The sequence below is a fragment of the Nostoc sp. genome (assembly GCF_036919675.1).
Classification (GTDB): Bacteria; Cyanobacteriota; Cyanobacteriia; order Cyanobacteriales; family Nostocaceae; genus Nostoc.
In genome coordinates, this window is the sequence record NZ_JBALCP010000057.1 from 49,848 (window position 1) to 71,963 (window position 22,116).

Below are 22,116 nucleotides of genomic sequence, written 5' to 3' on the forward strand. Positions count from 1 at the left end.
GTCTCCTAACATTCCTTATTTTTCTTGGCTCCCCCTATTTATTGAGCCGATACATCGTGAGTAACTCGAATCTGCGTGTGCAGGGGAATTTGCCATTTTTTTGCTAAGACTTCCGCCTGTCGTAGCAAGCGGCGACTTTTTGCCGTTCTTACCTGTGATTTCTGATGGGGAACTGTGGCGCGACACCAGCATTACTTGCACACACTCTATTTCATAATGGCGATCGCGGGCAATAGCTGCTGCCATTTGTAATAAAATAGCCGCTGTTTCGGGATTAGCTACTGGCACTAATAATCTACCAGTGCCGGTGCTGGGCGATCGCGTTTGGTAAACTACATATGAAGGTTCTGGTCGCAGTTTAAAAGTCCCGTTTTCACAATTGAGATGATCTGCTTGTGCCCGAATAATATCTGCACGGGTAATAATCCCAATTAGTTTTCGTCCGTCCACCACTGGTAAGCGACTGATTTGATAGCGATCGAGTAAATACAGTACGTTCCCCAAGGTGTGAATTGGTGTTACTGTCATCGGCACAGGCGTCATTATTTCTTTTAGGAAAATATCGGTTAGATTACGTTCGCCAAGCGTGTGGTTTGCACTCTCGCGGATTTTCAGCAAATCTGTTTGCGTCACAATTCCTACTAACTTGCTATCTTCTACCACCGGGAAACCGCGATGATGGGAACAGGCTAAGGACTGCATTGCTTCTTCCAAGCTCATCTCTGCATCTAGAGTTTCCACCCGTTTTTGCATTACATCTTTTACTTAGTTAATGCCCCCTCTATAGGAACTTCTTTAGCGAGAGTGATGCCCTTTAACTCCAAAAGTTTCTCATAAAGCGAACCAGGCACTACCTTATCCGCAACCAGATAAGCTGCTACACAAACAATCATCAAAGGTAGCACCAGATTGAAATCTGTAGTCATCTCGAACACAATCACAATTGCTGTGATTGGCACTTTGGAAACGGCGCTAAAAAATCCACCCATACCCGCTAACGCGTAAGTAGTAGGAGAACCCACTCCGGTGATATATAACTCAGATACACCGATGATGTGTCCTAAACAAGAACCCAAAATCAGACTGGGAGCAAATAATCCCCCCGGCGCTCCTGAACCAAATGCTATCAGTGTGAGGATGAACTGGGCCCCAAAGGCGATCGCTGCTACGGTAGGATGGGAACCTTCAGTAATTAAGGACTCCCGTAATCCCGTATTATCACGAAAGGATGCCGGGAGCATTGCCACGATCACACCAGAGGTAAATCCAGCTAAAGCTACCCGCAGTGGTAAGCTAATGTGTAATTTTCTATAGAATTTAATACTAAATATTAAGCCGCGATTAAACAATGCACCCAACAACCCTGCCAAAATACCCAATAGCAGGAAAAAGGGAATTTCTGGGATCGAGAATTGTCACAGGCACATTGGCTAGAGTTGCTTTGACTTGCGGAATACCGCTACCAGAAGCCTCTGGTGCCAACCTTTCCACCAACCATCCAGCTACAAACCCCAAAATAAGACCAATTGCCGGTAGTGCTAGCCATGCTGGTAACAGGTGGGTACTATGGACTCGCCATGTCCCCAGCAATCCTGATCCCACTTTCAGGAACACCGCAGATAGGGCAGCAACCAGACCGATCACACAAGCTTCGGCGATCGCTAAACCTCTTCTAGGCTGCCACCAGGTGCAAAAGTGCTGATTCATACCAATTTTGGATTTTAGATTTTGGACTTCGGCTTACAAGTCTCTTAATCCCCTCATTTTTAAGCAAGAAAAAGGAGGATAAAGCCTTAACCCAAGTGTATTGGACTACACAAATACTGTCTTCAATTACGAATTACGTAGCTTGCTTCTCGCCTCTGGCGAGTATTACGTTAGCGTAGCGTCATTACGAATTATTTAATTGCTTCTCCCCGTGGTGGATAGCCCTTCTACTATCAGAGATGGAGTATAACAAGAACCATTCCAATCAGCATCGTTGCCCAGTGCAACCAATTGCTTCAGGGCTGTGTAGACATTACCTGCAACCATCGTATCTTTAACGCGCCCAATGACGTGACCATTTTGCACGCGGTAGCCTAAATCAACGTTGATTGAAAAATCTCCAGAAATACTGCCGCCACCACCCAGCATTTGATCCACAATCAAGCCATCATCTAGTTGTTTAATTAAATCTGGTAGTGATGCCGAACCTGGCTGGATGAGAAAATTAAATAAACCAGGAGTGGGATAGCTACCTAAACCAGGGCGAAAACCATTTCCAGTGGTGTCAGTACCCAGTTGGACTCCGGTGGTGCGATCGCCATAAAAATGCTGCAAAGTCCCGTTTTGAATAAATACTAAAGATTGAGTCGGAGTGCCTTCATCATCGAAAGGACAACTGTAAGGGCCGGCTTCTGGATCTTGGTAGAGGGTGAGGCTGGATGCAACTACTTGCTTCCCCAAACGTTCTGCCCAAGGCGAAGCTACTTCTAAAACTCGCTTACCATTCAAAGCTTCTTGCACAGTACTCCAAAGCATATCCGCAGCTTTAGAAGTGAACAAAATCGGGACGCGACCAGTCGGAGGTGAGATATTTTCTCTGGACCAAATTAACCGTTGTAAAATTTGATTAGCTAATCTCTCAGGGTGGAGTTCCCCTCGCTGAGTTTGTCCATCGGAAACATTCAGAAAATCATCGCCACGCACCCATTCTGCTGATACATAGCAGCTGAGGGTAGTGTCAGTGTAGTGACAATCTAAACCTTTGGTATTGATTAGTCTGGTGGTTTCAACATCACATTCCCAGTCACCATTGCATACAACATCGGCATTGGCATCACGGATGAGTGCGATCGCTTCTTTGCCCCAGTCTACCAAAATCTCTATCGGCACACTTTCCCCTAAATCTGGGTAGGAGGGTTGAAAGTTAGAGCCTAATTCTACTGTTTCTGGTTGATTTAGTTGACTTAGTGCCAGAGCTTTTTCTACCATTACTTCGGCGAGGACAGAACCGTAAGCCACCGTGAGTCCCGGACGCCCGTTTCGCCAAAGCCGCAATGCTGTGCCTTCAGATTGGTTAATTTCTAGCTGTTTGAGTCGGTTTGCCTCAAAAAACACTGGACGAGAAAGCGATCGCGACTGATACACCTCAGCAGCTTCGGCTCCAGATTTTATCGCTAGTTCCAGCAACTGTTCGGCTAGTGTATCTTGTGACAAATTTTCAGAAACCATGACCCTTAGTGCATTGTGGATTTTGAACCGCATATCAACACTGTCTCTTGAAAGTGCGATCGCACTTTTTGCTGATGGACGCAGATAATTATCAAAAAATCATCAGCGTGTCTTTGCAGTTGCGATTTGGAACCGCAGAGCAACGCTGATGGACGCAGTTAATTATCCCAAATCATCGCCATGTCTTGACGGATCTTAGCGATCGCTATTTTCAGTCATTAGTCATTAGTCATTCCTGCCCATTCCCCATTTTCAGAGGTTAACCTCTTGCAACAGCCAAAAACCAGCAAAAGATTCTGCTTTGGGATCAGACTGGACACCGAGGAAATGCACCCCGTTAGCTTTTTGCTTGGCTTCTTCAAAACCTTTGGCTTCTGCTAAGATTTGAGGTTTTTTGATATTTGCCACAATCCAGCTTTCAGTTACACCAGTTTCTAAAAGCAATCTCGCCTCTTCGCTGCTGTCAAATTTTAAGAAAGCCAACTCCAAACCAGACATCCAGCCTGCCAAGGGCAACGCTCTAGATGAGAAAATCAAAATCCCAGGAATACGGGCTTCGGGTGGAACTTGCGCCAACTCTAGGGGGAAAGCTTCACCAAAGCCAATCTCCCACTCTGGCATATCTGCAAAATCCGCAGCATCTAAGGTAACAAATACCCACTGCTGTCCTTCCAAAGCATCTGGTAAACGTTGCGGCAAAGGTTTTTCTAAGCGGACTGAGGGATTAGTCCCCCCCTGATACCCTGGTTCTTGAGGATACACTTCTTCCATCCGCTGTTCTAACCATTGGTTAAGAACCAAAGTGCGGCGGCTAGGCTGGGCGGGAATGCCCAAGTCTTGGCAAGCTTTAGTAATCATGTTGTTCATTTGGCGGCGGAAAAAGCGGATTTTAATTGGTGCTTTTCCAGCTTGGTTAATAGCCTCCTGTAATGCTGTCCGCAACCAGCCCGAATTTACCTGGGTACTAGGACAATATTCAGCATAGCGAAACAAAGAATCTGCTTTTGTGCTGATATCCAAGGGACTTTCGCAGACTAAGACTTCCCAAATTTTTTTCTGATTAGCGTCCAATATTGGACGGGAGTAAAAATCGATTTCCCAAATACTGCCCATGTTTTGCGGTAAAAATCTGGCTGTTATGTTTTCCTGATATTTTGATCATACGAGTGTTAGGGCAGCATTGGGCATTAGGCATTGGGCACTTGTACTGAGCTTGTCCTGAGCGTAGCCGTTGGCGCAGCCTCTCGTAGAGAAGGGCGACTTGTGCCGAGCATCTCGACTTCGCTCGATGGAACCGGAGCCGAGGTAAGCCGTTGGCGCAGCCTCTCGTAGAGAAGTATTGGGAATTGGGCATTGGGAATGGGGATTTTGAGTATCTGAGGTGGATGAATGAGTCTTTGAGGTGGATGAATGAGTCTTTGAGGTGGATGAATGAGTCTCTGAGGTGGATGAACGAGTCTTTGAGGTGGATGAACGAGTCTTTGAGGTGGATGAATGAGTCTCTGAGGTGGATGAATGAGTCTCTGAGGTGGATGAATGAGTCTCTGAGGTGGATGAATGAGTATCTGAGGTGGATGAATGAGTATCTGAGGTGGATGAATGAGTCTCTGAGGTGGATGCTTCAAGTTCTAAGGGAACTCCAAAAAATAAATTATCCAATTTCTGGAATAAAAACGATGTTCCATCCCCCAGCTAAGTGCCCTCTGCTCCCCTGCCATAAAAGCGTTCGTGTAGCGTCCCGCAGGGATGGGATATTTTTTTACTTGCAAGTCCCTAACTCTTCACCATCTCCCTTATTTCTCATGACAGTTTGAGAAATTACAGTATAAATAATCTGTTATAGATAATTAATATGAGTAGATTGCAGAAATTTGGCTATTGGACTTATGTCTTCTTAACTATTGCTATAAGTTTATTTGTACTCCGAGTTAATTTTTGCCTGTTAACAGTGTCAGCCAAAGATTATGCACCTGGACAACTTAGTCCTGATGCACTAATGCAATTAAAGAACATCAAACGACGGTTAAATGCAGGTGAAGGAAAAACGATGCAGGCGTTTTTCCCAGAAGGATGGTTTTTTAGCCATATAGTCTATGGTTACAGTTGGGTGAATGTTGCTTTGTCTTCAAAGTCCGAACCTCTTCGCCAACAAGCAATTCAAGAGGTGCGTTGGGTTTTATCTCAAGTAGATACACCCGAAGGACGCGCACCTTTTACAGCAGATACCCAAGTTGCCAATGGCGTCTTTTATTTAGGTTGGAGTAATCGGTTGTTGGGTGGACTATTAAAAATTCAGTCACCAAAAGAGCGCTCGCTCCAAGATATTACTCAATTTCGTGCCCAATCTCAAGAGTTAGCCCAAGCGTTTACAAAAAGTCCCACTGTAACCATTGATGCTTATCCCGGACAAGCTTGGCCTTGTGACCAAACCGTAGCTTTAGCATCTTTAGCTTTGCACGATGAATTGTTTGATAGTAATTATCAGCCAGTAATTCAGCGTTGGGTTAGCTATACTCGCCAGCATCTTGATCCACAAACAAATTTAATTCCTCACAAAATTGACGCTGTGACTGGTGAAATTAAGATTGGCGCACGAGGTACCAGTCAAGTCTATCTTTTGCCGTTTCTACTAGAATTAGATTCAAAGTTTGCAAAACAGCAGTATGCTCAGTTTCGCAAACAGTTTGTTCCCTCAGTCTTAGGCTTTTTCCCCGTGAGGGAGTATCCCGTCAACGTTGATGGCCACGCAGATGTTGACTCTGGGCCACTTATCTTTGGCATTGCCCCAACCAGTACAATTGTCAGCATTGCTCCAGCACATGCTTATCAAGATACTCAGTTGTTTGAGAGTACGCTCGCTATCATTGAAATTTTGGGATTACCGCTAGTATGGGGTGAGGAAAAGTCCTATGCTTTGGGGTTATTGCTAGTAATTGATGATTTTTTGGTTTGGGGCAAAACTTTAGTACCCTGGACGCAGGTTAATAATTCCGTCTACACCGAACAAAGACTTGCAAACAAGATTCAGTTCTTGATTTTAGGTTCTGGAGTTGTGTTGCTTGTGCTTTGGAGTCCAATTGTTGCCAAACAGTTTTTAAACAAATGTGCTTGAAATTGTTGACTGATACACCCTGGGATTCCACTTTAAAAATTTGGCGTTGCTGAATTGAAAGTATCCCCTCATTTTCCACGGTTGATCCAAACGCCTCTGAGTCCAGCTGCTTTAGCTCCGTGGTAGTCTTCTATGATGCTATCGCCAATATGCCATGCTGCCTCTGGGGAACATTTATGTTTGTCTAAGGCAATGGCAAAAATTTGAGGATCGGGTTTAGCTGCACGTACCTGGGTAGAAATGGTAACGGAGGAAAAAAACTCTCTCAATCCCAAACTTTGCAATACTGAGTAAATCCGAGAATCGAAATTGGACAGCACCCCCAAAGTAACTCCCAACCGCCGCCAGTTGATCAAAGCTGGTAAGACATCAGGATAGATAAACCACGGTTCCCCTGTGCCAAAGTGGATGTAAAGTTCGCTAAAAAAAGCCGAAAAGTCAGAAAATTGCTTGAGAACACCAGCACTTTCAAAAGTGTTCAAGGCAATTATCCGCCACCAATCAAACTCGCGCTGGGGAATATCTTGCAGTTCTGCATCTAGAAATATCGGCGGCGGCGCGGCTTTAAAGCTTTTGATGAAGGCTGTATTCAATCTTTCGGCTGAAACTGTAACGCCAAAATCCTGGGCTATCTGACCATAAACTTCGCCCACACTGCCTTTAACGTCGAAGAGTGTGCCCACAGCATCTAACAAAATAACTTTCGGTTGTTCCATCAAAGTTTGAAGATTTTGAATGTTGAATTTTAGATTTTGGCTTGCTAGAGAGCTTCTGTGGCTAGCAGTTTAACATCTGCTAAGTAGGTTGGCGCAAATAAAGCAAATCATCACAAATGTCTTGGTTCTTTACCAACGCCCCTCAGGAGTGCTGTTAGCGGATAGCTATGGTTTAGCCCGTGCTAAGTGGGGAATCTCACTTTTTTACTCAGAACTGGGAACCTCGGAAAAGAGGAACTGTTTTGCCCCATGCCCAATACAACTCTTGGAGAGGCTGCGCCCTAAGCGTAGCTATGCCGCAGGCTTTACGAGGCCGGCTCCATCGAGCGACTTGTGGTGAGTTTAGCCTGAGCGGCGTCGAAGGGCGCAGTCGTTGGCGCAGCCTCTCGAAGAGAAGCAAGCCGAGATGCTCAGTACAAGTGCCCCATGCCCAATGCCCAATGCCCCATGCCCAACCTTAAAGTTACCGAGAAAGTGTTTCTATGATCGGACGGACTAGCCAATTAAAACCAACTTTGAGTTGATGGTCTAAAGTTGGCAATCTATATAAATAGGCAATCCGCCGGGCGACGGATGCCAAGCGCCCATCTAGTTTAATTCCCAAACCAGTGAGAGTGGCGTTGTCTATTCCTAGTGCCATCATTTCTCCTAACTGTTGGTAGTGGAAGGGAAGAAGGGGGCGATTAGTCAGAGTTGCCCAGATATTCCAAGCAGTATAATCAGCTTGTTGAAAAGCCGCTTGTGCGGTGGCGGGGACTTGCTGTCCTTCAGCATCATGAGAGTCTGCTAAATCTCCCAAGGCAAAGATTTCTGGATGATCGAGGACTTGCAGATTGGATGTAGTGCTGATTTGACCACGCTGATTTTGCTTGAGGGGAAGAGATTTGACTACGGGCGCAACCCTGGTTCCCACAGTCCAAATTACCAAATCCACAGGAATTATGTCTAACTGGTTTTTGTACTCTAGAGAAATGGTATTTTGCTCTATTGATTCGACTTTGGTTTCTAAATCAAGAAATACGCCACGCGCTTCTAAAGCTTTTTTTGCTGCTTCCCGGTTAAACTCTGGAGAAGTTCGCAAAATTTGGTCAGCGATTTCAATGATCCGAAAGCGTCCTCTTTCACCTAGTCTGTCGGCTAACTTACAAGCTAACTCTACACCACTGTAGCCAGCCCCAACGATCGCTACCCGAATTTTATCAGCATCGGATTCTTCTAAAAATCGCAGGCGTTCTTCCAAACGATAGGCATCAGAGATTGTACGGAATGTGTAGGCGTAAGCTGCTGCACCAGGGACTAAATCTAGCGGTGTCTCACCTCCTAGCGCCAGCACTAAGCGATCGTAAGGGATTTCTGGCCCTTCATGTACATTTACCCGTCGCTCGTCGATGTCAATTTCAGAGACAAGCCCTTGATAAAAACGCACTCCTGTGCCTTCTAAAAGTTCTTCAAAGGGTGGGGCAATTTCCCAGGTTTGCAGTTCACCAGTCAGTAATTCGTAAAGTAAAGGAGAAAATAGGAAGCGATCGCTTTGATCTACCAGAACAATTTCGGGTTTTTGCGTAGATTCCCAAGGTAACTGGCTTAAGCGCAAGGCTGTGTAGAGGCCACCAAAGCCTCCGCCAAGGATACAAATTCTAGAAGTTTGTTGAGTCATCGATTCTATGTATGAGACGGTCAATGCTAGCTGGGCAACTAACTTCAGTCTAGTCAGTTAAAGCGGACTTTTCAAAATCCCCTAAAGTTTTTGAGAGATTAGTCATTAGTTTCAGTCCACTTGTCGCAATTATCTAATTGGAGATTCGCTATAGTTAACGGTTAACAGGCAACGGCTAAAAGGAGTTAAAGAGATGGAAATTAAGCCAACTGACCCATCGCTAGCACTCATGGAAATTCCCTCTGGCTATCTCAACATTATGGGTTACGTTGATCAGTCAGAAGTTAATGGCCCTGGTTGTCGTGCAGTCGTCTGGGTACAAGGTTGTCTTCGTGAGTGTCCTGGCTGCTTTAATACTGACTCTTGGTCATTTGAAGCTAACCAATTGATTGCTGTTGATACCCTTGCCGAGAACATTCTCAGCAATTCTCGCAACACGGGTGTAACGTTCTCTGGTGGAGAACCCTTTTGGCAAGCAACTGCACTGGCGTCTTTAGCTCGTCAGGTAAAAGCTGCTGGGTTAAATGTAATGTCTTTTTCTGGGTTTACTCTTAAGCAACTACAGTCCCAATCTGCGCCGCCAGGTTCCCAAGCATTGTTAGAACAACTCGATATCCTGATTGACGGCCCTTTTGTCCAATCTCTAGCAATTAATTCTCCTAACTCTCCAGTTTCTTCCAGCAATCAACGGGTTCGTGTGTTAAACCCAGCTTTCCAAGACCAGATTACCTGGGCCAGCGACCAGATAGAAGTCCACATCCTCAAGGATGGTGGCCGCATTGTCACTGGCTATCAAGGTGGGCTGGAGTTGACTTAAAAGTAATTTTTAAGTAGCAATCGAGTAGCAGCAAAAAATCAGGCAATTCAGCGTTAACTACTTCTGGATGACAGTAGTGTTGCAAGACGATCTGAACGGTATCGCCGATCCAGAGTGCAACTTTATCAGGGGTGATATCACTGCTAATCGCCCAGATAGCCAATTCAAAAACAAATGCGGGGATTCTCCGATGCTTTTAGGTGGAGAATTCCTGCATGGTAGATTGACAACCGGCTCAATCCAATCTCATGCAAACCTTAACAGATTTAAAGAAAAAATTACTAGAAGTACGCCAGATCCAGTCCCAACTAGACAATAAAAAAGCCGTATTAGTGGAGACAAAGCGCCAACTGGACAAGCAAATGAAAGAACTACTCCAGAAGCAGTCCGAACTGGAGAAGCTAATGGCTCGAACACGCCAGAAAGAGTTGCAATTACAAAGTCAGATAGAACTCAACAGGGCAGAAGTACAGTCAGATGCACCAGAGGTAGACTATCTTCCAGGTGCTGCAAGCAAAAATCTACAAAACGAACTGCTTGCTTTACTTTCTGGTAACGGAAACATTGCCACCAGATTACTCAAACACCAACAAAAGCTGAATCCAGGGAGGTCGTTGGACTGGTATTTGGAGAAAGTGATTTACGACTTGAAACGCGATCGCTACTAGCTAGTAGCTTCAACTAAGTGAAGTTTGGCGGTGGCTGACCAGCACCAAGAATTGAATATGTTAAAACTTTCCCACTACTTAATTTTCACATGCACTAAAGTGGGTTTTGTAGTGGGATGTTTTAGTAAACCCGATGAAACATGAGCCGCCTAATTCCTATCCCCATCAACTTGCATTTATGCCAATTACCCCGATGATTATTAAGGCGATTGACATAAGTTTCATCAATGTGGCAGATTCCCGAAACCAGATAATACCAATGATAGCAATTAGGATAGTTCCCAATCCAGCCCAGACAGAATAAGCCACACTCACTTCAAGTCTCTTGAGAGCAAAGGTCAAAAAAGTAAAACAAAGTCCATAGAAGACAAATATTAATACCGAAGGGAGTATTCTAGTAAATCCTTGCGATAACTTCATGCAAGTTGTGCCTGAAACCTCAAAAAGGATTGCTGCAATAAGGTAAATCCAACTTGTTGACATATCTGTTATCAGCAGTTTGTTAGGAATCTCTTATTATCTCTGTGAAATTAAAAAAATACAAGAGGTCAGCCCCAACTCTTGGAGACGCTACGCTAACAGGGAAGTCAAAAGTCAAAAGTCAAAAGTCAAAAGTTAAATTATTATCATTAATCGCATGAATATACTAAAAATTTGTAGGATACACTACACATACAAGCTTTAAGAGTAGGGGTACAGGTGATGCTCGTACCGATGTTTTAAATAGAATTGCTATATTTCAAGTCTACTTTTGTAGAGTTCATCGAAAACACACTATTTGAAATTATCGGACTTTTTATTAAGGAAATTTCTGGTTCGCAATCTTCCCAAATCAGGTGAGAAAAACCGAATTTACACCACTTTCCTTTTTCAATACTATGAAAACAAAGCAAGGAATCAAATCCTCAATTAGTTGGACAGTAAAGATACTGATTATCCGAGGTAGAGATATGACATTAGTTCGTTGGAACCCTTGGCAAGAATTTAACACAATACAACGCCAAATCAATCGCTTATTTGATGAAGATACTTTGCCAACTGCATTTTTAGATAGAGGTTTATCCAGAGTTCCCGCTGCTGAGTTAAAAGAAACTGAAGATGCAATTCATCTAAAACTATAACTTCCGGGAATTGAAGCTAAAGACCTGGATTTGCAAGTTACAGAAAATGCTGTATACCTTAGTGGTGAGCGAAAGTCTGAAACGAAATCTGAAGATAAAGGTGTGATCAAAAGCGAATTCCATTATGGTAAATTCCAACGTGTAATTCCTTTACCTGCTCGGATTCAAAATACCAACGTCACGGCAGATTATAAAGATGGCATCTTGAACCTGACGCTACCCAAAGCTGAAGAAGAAAAGAATAAAGTTGTCAAAGTTAATCTAGCATCATCTGGCTAATTTCCGCTTGATATCTGCTAGTTATCTATGAAACTAAATAAAAAGCGCTCCCCTTTTGGAGAGCGCTTTTTAATGTGAATTACTCAGCCTATACAGATTTATTACAAAAGTGCAAAATTTTAAATCTAGTAGAGTGTGTTATCGCTGAGAGTACGACACCACCTCAGATTTGAAGTGCGCTAGGGTGAATGTTCTAACGCACCCGACAAAACTTGCTCTTTATTAAATCCACATCTATTAGTTAAGCGTTAAGCGCTTCTTCTTGATTGGTTTCGATAACGCAGTCAGAAGTGGCATAGGCAACGCAGGTGAGAACCCATCCCTCGTCCATTTGATCGTTGTCTAAGAAGTTCTGATCTGATTGGTCAATTGTACCTGAAATCAGCTTTCCGGTGCAGGTAGAGCAAGAACCAGCGTTACAGGAATAGGGCAAGTCCAGCCCATTTTCCTCGTTAGCGATCTCTAGGATGTACTCATCATCAGGAACGTCAATTGTTTTTTCTCCATCTGGGGTACGTAATGTGACCTTGTAAGTTGCCATGTCAAAATTCCTAGCTAAATCTAAACTCTATGTTCGATACTACGGGTTTATGTGCAGCTAGTCTAGAGTTAAATGTAGTTGATTACTCTACATCACCAAGGGCTTAGTGTGAACTGGAAGTGAGAGTAAAAAATGTTGCGATCGCTTCAGCAAATCCTTCAAATGAACTATAATCTTTGGACACAATAGAGACATCCACACCCAACTTTTGGGCATTGGCAGTTGTATAAGGGCCAAAACATGCAATAATACAACGTTCATAATCGCTTTGCGAGTTGACCATTGTCAAAAAGCTTTCTACTTCCGCCGTGCTACTAAAGGCTATTACATCGATCATTCCTTGACGCATCAAGTTTAATTCAATACTGTAGATACTTGCGTCTAAACCCTGTGTAATATAAGTGGGTACAGGAGTTACTTTTATACCCAATTTCTGCAAATCCGTAATTAAATTGGGTACAACATCAGGTTCAGGCAAACCAACAACTTCTGGAGCGGGTATCAGCACTTTTTTCTCATGAATTTGCGGAAGTTTCGCGAGTTCTGCTACAATTCCGGCTGGGCTAGATTCTGTGGGGATTAAATCTACTTTGCCACAAAAAGATGATAAGCTTTCTGCGTCTTCTCCTAAAGCACATAATTGACATTTTTGTACCACAGATACGGGAATATTTAAATCATTCATCCGCTGAAAAAATGCAGTGATACCATTTCTACTGGTGAAGACAATCCAATCAAATTCACCTATGTGGTTTAGAGCGGCATCTAACTTAGTGTAGTTTGATAAATAGCAGGTTTCGATAGTAGGCATGAGAACAGGTAGACCACCTTGTTTGATGATTTGTTCAGATAACCTATAAGCATAATTTCTCGGTGCTGTTACTAAAATTCTCTTGCCATATAGAGGTAATTCTCTAGATGGAGTGAGCAGGTCGATTTGTGTTGATTGAGTGTGCATTTGTTCGTCTTTCATTTCATTGCTATTCCTACCTTAGAATGGGCGTTGCTGAATTTATAGCGGTTTTCGATCAGGTACGCTAACATCTCTCATTTGGATAGGGAGCATCCCAATGCAAGCAAATTTACCAAAATCGTTACAAGTCAAACGTGTAGTAGGGGCGCACAGCTGTGCATAGGTCAATACAGTTCAGTTAAGCATTTTTTCCTTCTCTCTGTGTTCTCGGTGCCTCTGCGGTACCCTGCGGGAAGTGATGCTCGGCTCGTTCCTCGCTAACGCTACGCTATCGCTAACGCTGCGCTAACAGCAGTCGCTCATGGGGGAAACCCCCTACAGCCCTTCTCCTAAAGGAGACGCTACGCGAACGGGCATCCTACGGCAGGTGCTAGCCTCTCCCAATGTGAGAAGACCGCGCTGCTTCACCGCTTTGCGTCTACGTTAAAAAAATTGACTTTAATAAAGAGTTTTAACCTTAACCCAAGCGGATTGGTGCATAGGTGTCAATTTAAGGCAAAAGCCTGTCTAAAACAAGCTTTTAGGGATTGTCTCGAAAAGAAGTCTCCAACTGGGAATGCCTAATAGGGGGCTGCTGCCTCAAGACTAGCGGCACCGCAATTGAATAGCATTTTCAGCCTCTGGCTGGAAATGAGGTTTTATATCAAGTGCGGATGAATACTTCTAATTAGACTGTCCGGGTGAGAGGCCACCAGTGATAACAAGTTAATCCTTGGATTAAATCATGTTGTTTGATTAATTGTTGACATCGAGTTCTTCTCGATTAAACTCTAACTTAGGAACTATCGAAGCAAAAGTGAATTAAAGGTTGTCGCGGCTTCAACTTACGCTGATTTTCCGCAAGGTAATGTACCAAGCTCGACTTTATGCAAATGCTGAGGTTGTGTCCCAATGATTCTTGGGGTGTCGATTAAACATAATAAGGGACTTCTTTAATTCGTCAATGAACTTCTTTAACTTGTCAAAACCAAAAGTTCCTGCTGTATCGCCTCGCTCGTCTGATCCTATCCACAAACGAAATCATGGCGGCATCATTTCAGTGACCGGCGTAAAAACTACTTTGCTTGGGTTTGCCTCTTTGTTGGTACTCACGGTAGCTATCTCTTCCCGGATCGCCTCAGCCCACCAAGCGTCCAACCCTCAAAAGACTGACACTGGTAAGTCGATAAGTGAAAAACTTGTTGCCAACTTCCGACCCAAGCCTGATGAGGTGGTACAGCCCACGGTTCTCCCCGAAATCGGCAAATGGATGCTCAATCCGGATTTCACACCGGCTGACTGGTTGGGTGAAATCTACCAGGGGAAGACCCTGAGGGAGCCGATCAATATGATCATTGTCGATCCAGTGGCAAATTCGCCCGAAGAAGCCAAGAATCGACTCATCGCGGCTTGTACGGCAGCGGGTTATCCCAGTCGTGAAGGGCACTCAAGTGGTTATTGGGGATACATCGACGAGCAACTTCAAGCACAAGTCCCGCAAACTCAAGATCATGCTTTTTCAAACGAGCTATATATCTTCAACAATAATCATGGCAGGATCTTCGGACCTTATCGTTACAAAGGGGCGTATATTTTCATCGGCGCATTCAGCCGTGAGAAAGTGATGCCGTTTTCAAAAATTAAGCACCAGTTCGTCTCCTTCAATCAGGCGCGGGATGATTTTGCCAAGAACATTAATATAAAAACAGAGTACCAGATAAACGGGTATCTGAACTTAGATAATGCGATCGTGAATAACCCAAAGATTACGACCGGCGATTATGACGGGATGGCTGTCTTACTGAAGGCAAAAAAGTAGCTCTTTGTGAAAGCGGTAGATTCAAAGTGATAATGCCTTGCAGATTCTGGTTCATCCATTTGTATTGCACAAAATTATTTATATCTTGATTCAGCAACGCCAAAAAGCTTATATAAATCCTAGCCATTTTTCTAGGGTGAATTCTCCCCATTTGTCCGATGCCATCTATGCGTACAAAACGGCACGATATGAATATCTAAGAACGTTTGTGGATAAATCTTATGTCTTCATTAGTGGCTTTGTCCAACAGTTTAGCCGACACCGCAGAACAAGCTGGGAGTGCTGTGGTTGCAGTGAATGGGGGTACTCGTGTTTCCCCAAGTGGCATTCACTGGCGTCATGGCATCATTGTTACCTCTGATGAGTCTCTCCAGCGCTATGACGACATCACTATCACCTTATCAAATGGAAGCACTGCACCAGTAACACTCGTTGGTCATGACTCTAGCACCGATATTGCTGTTTTTAAACTAGAAAATGTCGAAATACCTGTAGCAAAAGTTGGCGATGCCAAAACACTCAAAGTTGGTCATCTGGTGTTAGGACTGGCAAGAGGTAGCGAAGGTGACTTAAGGGCGGCGATGGGTGCGGTGAGTGTGATTAGCGGTAGTTGGCGGAGTATGAGTGGCGGAAATATTGACCAATTCATCCGCCCAGACATCACCCTTTACTCTGGCTTTGCAGGTGGGCCGCTCGTAGATGCTGCGGGTTTTGTGGTAGGAATGAATACATCGGGGCGGCGTGGTACTGCTCTGACTATTCCCACTGCTACAGTCGATCGCGTGGTTGACCAATTAGTAGCAAAAGGACGCATTTCAAAAGGCTACTTGGGTGTGGGAATGCAACCTGTACGTTTACCAAAGAATCTGAAAACTGCTCTTAATTTAACTTCTGCAACTGGGGTAATTGTCGTTAATGTTGAGCCTTCTGGGCCTGCTGACAATGCAGGTGTGCTGCTTGGCGATGTTTTGGTAACGTTCGATGGCGTAACTGTGGGCGATACAGGTGATGTACTGGGGCTGCTCAATAGTAGCGATCGCATTGGTAAAGCTGTCAATGTGCAAGTTGTCCGGGGTGGAGTGTTAGTTGAGTTAGCGATCGCAGTTGGCGAACGACCTACTAAGGAAGAATAATGCCAATTTGGGATGGGTTTAACTAGCTCTGTCAAGATTTTCTCAATTTTCTATTCATTCGAGCTTCTGAACTTGGAACTTCTACCTTTTTGCTCGAACGTTGAGCCTCTGAACACGAAACTTCCACCTTTTTACTCGAACGTTGAGCTTCTGAACTTGGAACTTCCACCTTTTTGCTCCAACGTTGAGCCTTTTAACTCGGAACTTCGACCATTTTGCTCGAACGTTGAGCATTTGAACTCGGAACTTCCACCTTTTTGCTGGAACGTTCAAGCTTTGAACTCGGAACTGTCAGAATTTGCTTTCCAAAGTTGGGTTGACTGATATCTTGCAGCATTCTCAATTATCCCAACCCGACTAAAAACTATTGTCAGCGCACTGATTCTACTTTGACATGCTCAAAAATTGTATAACATGGCAAACACAACATTAACTAACATCGCGGCTGAATTGACAGAGGTAGCTGCTAGGCTACGCCTACGCACTGTGAAAGTGAAAAGCGGCTCTCTGGGAGTCGGTTCTGGTGTTATTTGGCAACCTGACGGACTAATTATCACTAATGCCCATGTGGCAACTAGCAACCGCGCAACTGTGGAATTGGCAGATGGAAGGGTATTTGATGCGGTGCGGACACAATTTGATCCACAGCAAGATTTAGCCGCCCTGAAAATTGTCGCCACTGATTTAATTGCTGCAACCATTGGCAATTCTGAGGCGTTACGAGTGGGTGAATTAGTCTTGGCGGTGGGTAATCCGTTTGCTGATAGTGGTGCTGTGACAACTGGGATTATCTATGCAAATAATCCGCGGGCTGTTATGGCCGATTTGCGGCTGTATCCTGGAAATTCTGGGGGGCCGCTTGCCGACTGTCTCGGCCGAGTCGTGGGAATTAACACCATGATTGTTAATGGTTTGGCTGTGGCAGTTCCCAGCAAAACCGTTGAGCGTTTTTTACAGGGCAATAGTCGTCCGCAACTGGGAGTCACACTGCAACCTGTGCTTTTAAATCGGCGTAGCCTTGGTTTATTGGTGTTGTCAATTTTACCTGACAGTCTAGCGGAAACTGCTGGTGTGCAAATCGGCGATGTTTTAATTGGAGTTTCGGGGCGATTATTCACTAGCATGAATGACTTACCCAAATATCTCCATGACAGTAAAGGATCTGTGCCGCTACAACTCCTACGCGGTGGGCAGCAATTCGTGATTTATGTTGCCGTGCAAGCTGGGAAAACTGCTGTGGAGGCGACATGATCCGAGTGATGGTAGTTGCCACTTCCCCTGTAGTCCGGGCAGGGTTATCAGCTGTGGTAACTACCAATCCTCGGCTGACAGTTGTGGGGAGTGCATCCGATTTGGATGTATTGGCAAGGGAAGTTGGGCAATTACAACCAGATGTGGTGCTGGTAGATTTGAGCAGCAATTTTCAACAATCGGTGTGGGAAAAATTGCTGCTTATTCAAGAGGAGCAATACCCATTAGCAATGATCGTTATTATTGAGGAACTCGACAGCATCGACTTAGAGACGGCATTACGTTCTGGTATCCGGGGGATATTGCCCAGTAGTAGCACAGAGTCAGAAATTGTCGCTGCTGTGGAGGCGATCGCTTTTGGTTTGGTGGTACTGCACCCGGATGCTGTAGAATTACTGTCTATCCGGGAAAAAGTGGTGGCGAATCCTGTACAAAGCTTGACACCACGAGAGATAGAGGTTTTAGGAATGCTTGGGTCAGGGTTGGGGAATAAAGCGATCGCTAAACGTTTGCACATTTCTGAGCATACGGTCAAATTTCATCTCTCATCCATTTTTCAAAAGCTCAGTGTCTCCAGCCGCACTGAGGCTGTTGCTGTGGGTGTGCGACTGGGTTTGATTATGCTTTGATCTGTAGTCTATTATCAGTTGAATGCAATTGATCATCAGCTAAGATCCCGTCTAAAAAATAAGAATTAAATAACATCCAATTTATGTCCCTGACTTACCTCACCCTCAATCCCTCTCCTTATAAAGGCTACGGTGTACACACAAGTCGAATTACCCCCCTTAATCCCCCCTTTATAAGGGGGGAAATAGGAAATTTGGTTCCCTCCCCTTTATAAGGGGAGGGTTAGGGTGGGGTAAAACCTTGGTTAATCAGCTATTTCAGACTTGTGTATACACCGTAGCCTTATAAAGGAGAGGGAAGCAAGATAGAGGATGAAGTTTTGCATTTTATTTAATCCACGTTCCTAAGGAGCGCTTGAAGTCTTCCCGGTCTTGAAGGGGTACACCGAGAATTTCTGCTCATGATATCCTTTATTGATGACCCGCCCCTGAAGGCACAAATTTCTTCGATTGAAAAAATTACCATGACTTCTGACAAACATTCTGTATCTTTGGATGACGCACGACGAATACTAGCGGCTGGAGAAGCGAAGGCTCGTGCAATCGGACAACCAATGAATCTTGCGGTTGTTGATGCTGGCGGGAATCTTGTTGCTCATATTCGGATGGATGGAGCGTGGATCGGAAGTATCGATATCTCAATTAACAAAGCATTTACTGCTCGTGCGTTTGATCTCTCTACCAAATCTCTTGCTGAGGATGCTCAACCAGGAAAACAATTTTATGGTATTCACGCCTCAAATGGAGGACGAATCATGATCTTTGCCGGGGGTATACCACTTCAACGTGATGAGCAGATAGTTGGTGCGATCGGAGTAAGTGGTGGTAGCGGTGAACAGGATCAAGCTGTAGCTGAGGCAGCGGTCGCAGCTTTCTAATACCATTACGCTCTTGAGGAAAAAAGTTTTCGATTTACTGAAATATTTTTTAGAAATTATTGTAATATATTACATGTTCGTGTATGATTAGTCCACGAATCGGTTCTGACGGGTGCTTACCGTTAGAGGAAACAGGGAAAGTGTAGTGAAACTCTACCGCTGTCCCGCAACTGTAAACTTCAGCTATCAGTCATCTGTTTTCAGTTATTTACTGTTTACTGCTCACTGCTGACTGGAGAAGTCAGAATGCCTGCCGAATCAATTAATATCGTCTGATCTGCGAGGTACAAAATGACGGTTCAATCTTCTAGTTCAGTTCAGCAACAAGTTGCCGGTCGGGTGCTATCAGTACCTGTACAATCAGCGCTCTATATTGCACTGTGTTCTTTGACTCTGTGGACAATTTATTTCACTACATACCCTGCGATCCATGATACGACTCATAGTCTGCGTCACCACACAGCGATGGTGGGTTGCCATTAGTTGATTGAGTCAATGATTAGCAGGAGTGAAGAAATCAAATGACAAAACTTAAGTGGTCTAAGCTGATCGGTGCGATTTGCATGATCGGAATTGTCCTGTATGGTTGGATCGGACTTGCCCAATCCCCTCAACCATCGGTGCGGCTAACAACAAATCCACCGATTAATCAGGTTCGACCCCTTGAGGCTGAAGCCACCACAGTTTTGGGATCAGGGCACTACAATCCGCCAGTGCAGCTGATGCTGCAAGCTGTAGATGCTCAAGGGCAATCTTTAAAGGATGCCAAAATCCACTTGCAATTGTTTACCAATCCTAAAAACCCCTGGTTCACAACAGATTTTCCGATCGTCGAGGGGACAAAGTTGCTGGACATTGAGGGCAATGCACCAACAGGTCAGTTACAGGTTCAACAAACCCTGCCGATCCGGGGAACGTATCAACTCCAGGTAGCAGTTACTCCGCTCGTTGCCAATGCGTTTGAGCCGATTCAGCAAAAGCTGACGCTGACGTTGCCTGAAAATCCCTTAAAGTTTCGCTACTTTGGCATCCTGGTTGTGATTTTGCTGGCAGTTGGACTATTAGGAGGTTGGGTGATTGGGGGCAGACAAGCGATTCAACCGGGAGAAATGGCCCCGCAACAGGTGCGATTGTTGTTAACTGGATTGATTGTAGTAGCGATCGCTGCACTCCTCTGGGTCAACATCAGCGCTGAACTTGCCGAATCGCACCATCATAATATGTCAATGCCAGGCATGGGAGAAGAAGTTCCGCCCTCTGGTAAGCCCGCCAAATTGCAGTCTCAAGGACTTTATATGCAATTATCGGGTGACCAGAGTGCAACGGTGGGTCAACCTGCAAAATTGCAGGTCAGCGTTAGTGATCCCACAACCAGCCAACCTGTGACAGATGTAGTGTTGAAGGTAACAACTACCCAACTCGAAAATAATTGGGTGGCGTTTGCTTATCAGGGGACTCCAGACACCAACGGAAAATTGGCGTGGGAGCAGGAATTCTTTGACGGTGCCCCCCATAGTATTGTTGTCGAGGTTGCACCGCTTGCAAACGCAACCCGGCAATTTCAGCCATTCCAAGTTGCAGAGAATATTCCAGTCGAAGGTGTCGCTCCGCCGATGTCTGTCCGGTTGATTTCGCTGACTTACTTCACCGGAATTGTGGTAATTGGTTTGCTGCTGGGACTGTGGCTGCGACAACGGCAGACTCCGTGTAGTGGGATGACTTGGAAGCGTAGCGTTTCTTAGTCAATGTCAACCAGCGTTATTGCTATATCAAACAGTTTTGCGTAAAAGCGTAGCGTTTTTAATTCAGGGGAATGCATTGGCATTGCATTGAGATGCATTAACAAGGCAAGCCGACGCATTAACAAGGCAAGCCGATGCATTAACAAAGCAAGCCGACGCATTAACAATGTATCCTGATGCATTAACAAGGCAAGCCGACGCATTGGCCATGCAGGGTATTGCTAAATTTAATTCGCTACGAATTAATGAAATGCTGTATTTAGTTTCTTTGCCCAATGACCGCACAGACTGATTGCCTAAAATTCATGTCGGATACCATTGAGTGTTCGACATGAATTTTTATAGACACAGTATGATCAATTGAACCGGGAGCATCTCACCGGGTGCAAATTACCTGGCGATTAGAAATCGCGGCTAATACAAACGAAGTCCTTCCGGGTGACGCTCCAACTCTTGGAGACGCTACGCGTAGCTTGCTTCCAGGGGTACGTCGCTAACGCCAGTCGCCTACGCAGACTCAAGGAATTTGAAACCCACGGAGGTGGGTAAAGTCTCGTATATAGCGCTTCTCGGTTAAGTCCAATATAGACCTAACCCCCAGCCCCTTCCCTACAAAGGAAGGGGGGTAAGATTCAAAGCCTCTGACGCCACGTGCTTCAAGTCAGCCGCCCAACGCAGTGGCTCCTCCTTTTAGGAGAGAGGAATGCAAGTGAGGTCAAAGTGGATTGCATACAAACGAGAAGCGCTATAGCTGCGAATTCCATTCGCCAGGGCTAGGGCGTGTTTTTACACTCATTGAGATGCTCCCAATTGAACCCGGCAATTTATCTATGAATCATCAACACATTATATTCGTCTGCACAATCTGTGGAAGTAGTGATCAGACAAAACAGTATGTTGCTAAAAGCGACGGTGAACGGCTGCTAGAGAAATTACAAACCCTATATCATGACTGGGTATTGCAAGACGAGTTCTCGATTCAACCCGTTAAATGCATGGGTGTTTGTGACCAGGCTTGTGCAATTGCTTTCGTCTCTTTTAACAAACACACCTACTTATTCGGCGATCTACCTGCTGATGCTGAAGGTGTAGAGAAGACAGCAACTGCTGTACTTGAGTGTGCTAGTCAGTATCACGCCAAGCCGGATGGTTTACTCCCCTACGCCAAGCGCCCGGAACTGCTCAAAGCCGGAGCGATCGCCCGGATTCCACCTATGCCGACAGAACTTTCAGAAGCGGACATTGGAAATCATTTTCCCTGATCATGAATCGTCTTGTCGGCGATTTGCTGGGTGGTGTCGATCAACATCTGAAATTTCCCTCAAACCTAAAATGGCCAGTACTCATCTACATACAAATTTGTGATCAAAATGGAAAGTTCTGATCCGATAGCGTAGCCCCAACTTTACCAGAGGCTACGCCAAGGAGTCCGTGAGCGTCAAAAGCCGCTCTACGGCACTCGCATTCGGCTCAGATTTGATGCTAAATTTATTTATGGGGATTGTAATGCGTGAATTTTGAATTCGGAGCGTCCCTTGCGCGTCTGGTAGAAAAGCGACGTGACATATAGCCTCCTATGAGGTCA

The 22,116-nt window shown here is 44.9% G+C and carries 20 protein-coding genes, 2 pseudogenes and 1 riboswitch; of the genes and pseudogenes, 13 read left to right on the plus strand and 9 right to left on the minus strand.

Going from position 1 to position 22,116, the window contains the following annotated elements:
- Nucleotides 1-47: 47 nt before the first annotated feature.
- The 3 genes and pseudogenes from V7K49_RS10940 to V7K49_RS10950 form a co-directional block, all read right to left on the minus strand.
- Nucleotides 48-1,707, minus strand: a pseudogene (locus tag V7K49_RS10940) (chloride channel protein); the annotation flags it as partial.
- A 195-nt stretch (nucleotides 1,708-1,902) separates the two neighbouring features.
- Nucleotides 1,903-3,216 (minus strand): TldD/PmbA family protein, encoded by a 1,314-nt coding sequence (locus V7K49_RS10945; RefSeq protein WP_335205549.1) that lies wholly within the window; start codon nucleotides 3,214-3,216, stop codon nucleotides 1,903-1,905.
- A gap of 252 nt (nucleotides 3,217-3,468) precedes the next feature.
- Nucleotides 3,469-4,329, minus strand: coding sequence for a Tab2/Atab2 family RNA-binding protein (locus V7K49_RS10950; protein ID WP_334869221.1), 861 nt, complete (start codon nucleotides 4,327-4,329; stop codon nucleotides 3,469-3,471).
- Nucleotides 4,330-4,529: 200 nt separating this feature from the next.
- Between V7K49_RS10950 and V7K49_RS10955 the strand changes: the two genes are divergently transcribed.
- Together V7K49_RS10955 and V7K49_RS10960 are read left to right on the plus strand one after the other, a co-directional pair.
- On the plus strand, nucleotides 4,530-5,030 hold the full coding sequence (locus V7K49_RS10955; RefSeq protein ID WP_335205550.1) for a hypothetical protein: 501 nt from the start codon (nucleotides 4,530-4,532) through the stop codon (nucleotides 5,028-5,030).
- A gap of 38 nt (nucleotides 5,031-5,068) precedes the next feature.
- A complete protein-coding gene (locus tag V7K49_RS10960) occupies nucleotides 5,069-6,328 on the plus strand; it encodes a hypothetical protein (RefSeq protein WP_335205551.1) in 1,260 nt (419 codons plus the stop codon).
- Between the two features lie 68 nt (nucleotides 6,329-6,396).
- Here the strand turns inward: V7K49_RS10960 and V7K49_RS10965 are convergent, their stop codons facing one another.
- Both V7K49_RS10965 and V7K49_RS10970 read right to left on the minus strand, forming a co-directional pair.
- Complete coding sequence (locus tag V7K49_RS10965; RefSeq protein WP_334873684.1) at nucleotides 6,397-7,044, minus strand: HAD-IA family hydrolase; 648 nt, start codon at nucleotides 7,042-7,044, stop codon at nucleotides 6,397-6,399.
- Nucleotides 7,045-7,507: 463 nt separating this feature from the next.
- On the minus strand, nucleotides 7,508-8,701 hold the full coding sequence (locus tag V7K49_RS10970; RefSeq protein ID WP_334873686.1) for an NAD(P)/FAD-dependent oxidoreductase: 1,194 nt from the start codon (nucleotides 8,699-8,701) through the stop codon (nucleotides 7,508-7,510).
- A gap of 193 nt (nucleotides 8,702-8,894) precedes the next feature.
- On the opposite strand from V7K49_RS10970, the gene V7K49_RS10975 reads away from it, so the two are divergent.
- Both V7K49_RS10975 and V7K49_RS10980 read left to right on the plus strand, forming a co-directional pair.
- A complete protein-coding gene (locus V7K49_RS10975; RefSeq protein WP_334873688.1) occupies nucleotides 8,895-9,518 on the plus strand; it encodes a 4Fe-4S single cluster domain-containing protein in 624 nt (207 codons plus the stop codon).
- Between the two features lie 248 nt (nucleotides 9,519-9,766).
- The gene (locus tag V7K49_RS10980) at nucleotides 9,767-10,186 is read left to right on the plus strand and encodes a hypothetical protein (protein ID WP_335205552.1); all 420 of its coding nucleotides are present in this window, start codon (nucleotides 9,767-9,769) and stop codon (nucleotides 10,184-10,186) included.
- A 165-nt stretch (nucleotides 10,187-10,351) separates the two neighbouring features.
- On the opposite strand, the gene V7K49_RS10985 is transcribed toward V7K49_RS10980, so the two are convergent.
- Complete coding sequence (locus V7K49_RS10985; RefSeq protein WP_334873692.1) at nucleotides 10,352-10,669, minus strand: DMT family transporter; 318 nt, start codon at nucleotides 10,667-10,669, stop codon at nucleotides 10,352-10,354.
- Nucleotides 10,670-11,136: 467 nt separating this feature from the next.
- On the opposite strand from V7K49_RS10985, the pseudogene V7K49_RS10990 reads away from it, so the two are divergent.
- Nucleotides 11,137-11,586: pseudogene (locus V7K49_RS10990) on the plus strand (Hsp20/alpha crystallin family protein).
- Between the two features lie 241 nt (nucleotides 11,587-11,827).
- Here the strand turns inward: V7K49_RS10990 and V7K49_RS10995 are convergent.
- Together V7K49_RS10995 and V7K49_RS11000 are read right to left on the minus strand one after the other, a co-directional pair.
- Nucleotides 11,828-12,127 (minus strand): ferredoxin, encoded by a 300-nt coding sequence (locus V7K49_RS10995; RefSeq protein WP_334873694.1) that lies wholly within the window; start codon nucleotides 12,125-12,127, stop codon nucleotides 11,828-11,830.
- A 103-nt stretch (nucleotides 12,128-12,230) separates the two neighbouring features.
- A complete protein-coding gene (locus V7K49_RS11000; RefSeq protein ID WP_335205553.1) occupies nucleotides 12,231-13,100 on the minus strand; it encodes a uroporphyrinogen-III synthase in 870 nt (289 codons plus the stop codon).
- A 958-nt stretch (nucleotides 13,101-14,058) separates the two neighbouring features.
- Here V7K49_RS11000 and V7K49_RS11005 point away from each other — a divergent pair.
- Nucleotides 14,059-14,898 carry a hypothetical protein gene (locus tag V7K49_RS11005; RefSeq protein ID WP_335205554.1) on the plus strand — a complete coding sequence of 280 codons (840 nt, stop codon included), beginning with the start codon at nucleotides 14,059-14,061 and terminating at the stop codon, nucleotides 14,896-14,898.
- A 221-nt stretch (nucleotides 14,899-15,119) separates the two neighbouring features.
- Nucleotides 15,120-16,031, plus strand: a complete 912-nt coding sequence (locus V7K49_RS11010) for a S1C family serine protease (protein ID WP_335205555.1) — start codon at nucleotides 15,120-15,122, stop codon at nucleotides 16,029-16,031.
- 193 nt (nucleotides 16,032-16,224) lie between these two features.
- Here V7K49_RS11010 and V7K49_RS11015 read toward each other — a convergent pair whose 3' ends face one another.
- On the minus strand, nucleotides 16,225-16,368 hold the full coding sequence (locus V7K49_RS11015) for a hypothetical protein (protein WP_335205556.1): 144 nt from the start codon (nucleotides 16,366-16,368) through the stop codon (nucleotides 16,225-16,227).
- Between the two features lie 77 nt (nucleotides 16,369-16,445).
- Between V7K49_RS11015 and V7K49_RS11020 the strand changes: the two genes are divergently transcribed.
- The 6 genes from V7K49_RS11020 (at nucleotide 16,446) to V7K49_RS11045 (ending at nucleotide 21,793) form a co-directional block, all read left to right on the plus strand.
- Nucleotides 16,446-17,282 (plus strand): S1C family serine protease, encoded by an 837-nt coding sequence (locus V7K49_RS11020; RefSeq protein ID WP_334873706.1) that lies wholly within the window; start codon nucleotides 16,446-16,448, stop codon nucleotides 17,280-17,282.
- Nucleotides 17,279-17,911, plus strand: a complete 633-nt coding sequence (locus tag V7K49_RS11025; RefSeq protein WP_334873708.1) for a response regulator transcription factor — start codon at nucleotides 17,279-17,281, stop codon at nucleotides 17,909-17,911. The genes V7K49_RS11020 and V7K49_RS11025 overlap by 4 nt, the downstream gene beginning before the upstream one ends.
- Before the next feature lie 401 nt (nucleotides 17,912-18,312).
- Nucleotides 18,313-18,789, plus strand: coding sequence for a GlcG/HbpS family heme-binding protein (locus tag V7K49_RS11030; RefSeq protein WP_335205557.1), 477 nt, complete (start codon nucleotides 18,313-18,315; stop codon nucleotides 18,787-18,789).
- Between the two features lie 83 nt (nucleotides 18,790-18,872).
- Nucleotides 18,873-19,061, plus strand: a riboswitch (cobalamin riboswitch).
- Between the two features lie 19 nt (nucleotides 19,062-19,080).
- Nucleotides 19,081-19,272 (plus strand): CbtB-domain containing protein, encoded by a 192-nt coding sequence (locus tag V7K49_RS11035; RefSeq protein ID WP_334873712.1) that lies wholly within the window; start codon nucleotides 19,081-19,083, stop codon nucleotides 19,270-19,272.
- Nucleotides 19,273-19,310: 38 nt separating this feature from the next.
- On the plus strand, nucleotides 19,311-20,531 hold the full coding sequence (locus V7K49_RS11040) for a hypothetical protein (RefSeq protein WP_335205558.1): 1,221 nt from the start codon (nucleotides 19,311-19,313) through the stop codon (nucleotides 20,529-20,531).
- A gap of 830 nt (nucleotides 20,532-21,361) precedes the next feature.
- A complete protein-coding gene (locus V7K49_RS11045) occupies nucleotides 21,362-21,793 on the plus strand; it encodes a DUF1636 domain-containing protein (RefSeq protein WP_334873718.1) in 432 nt (143 codons plus the stop codon).
- Nucleotides 21,794-22,116 lie beyond the last annotated feature (323 nt).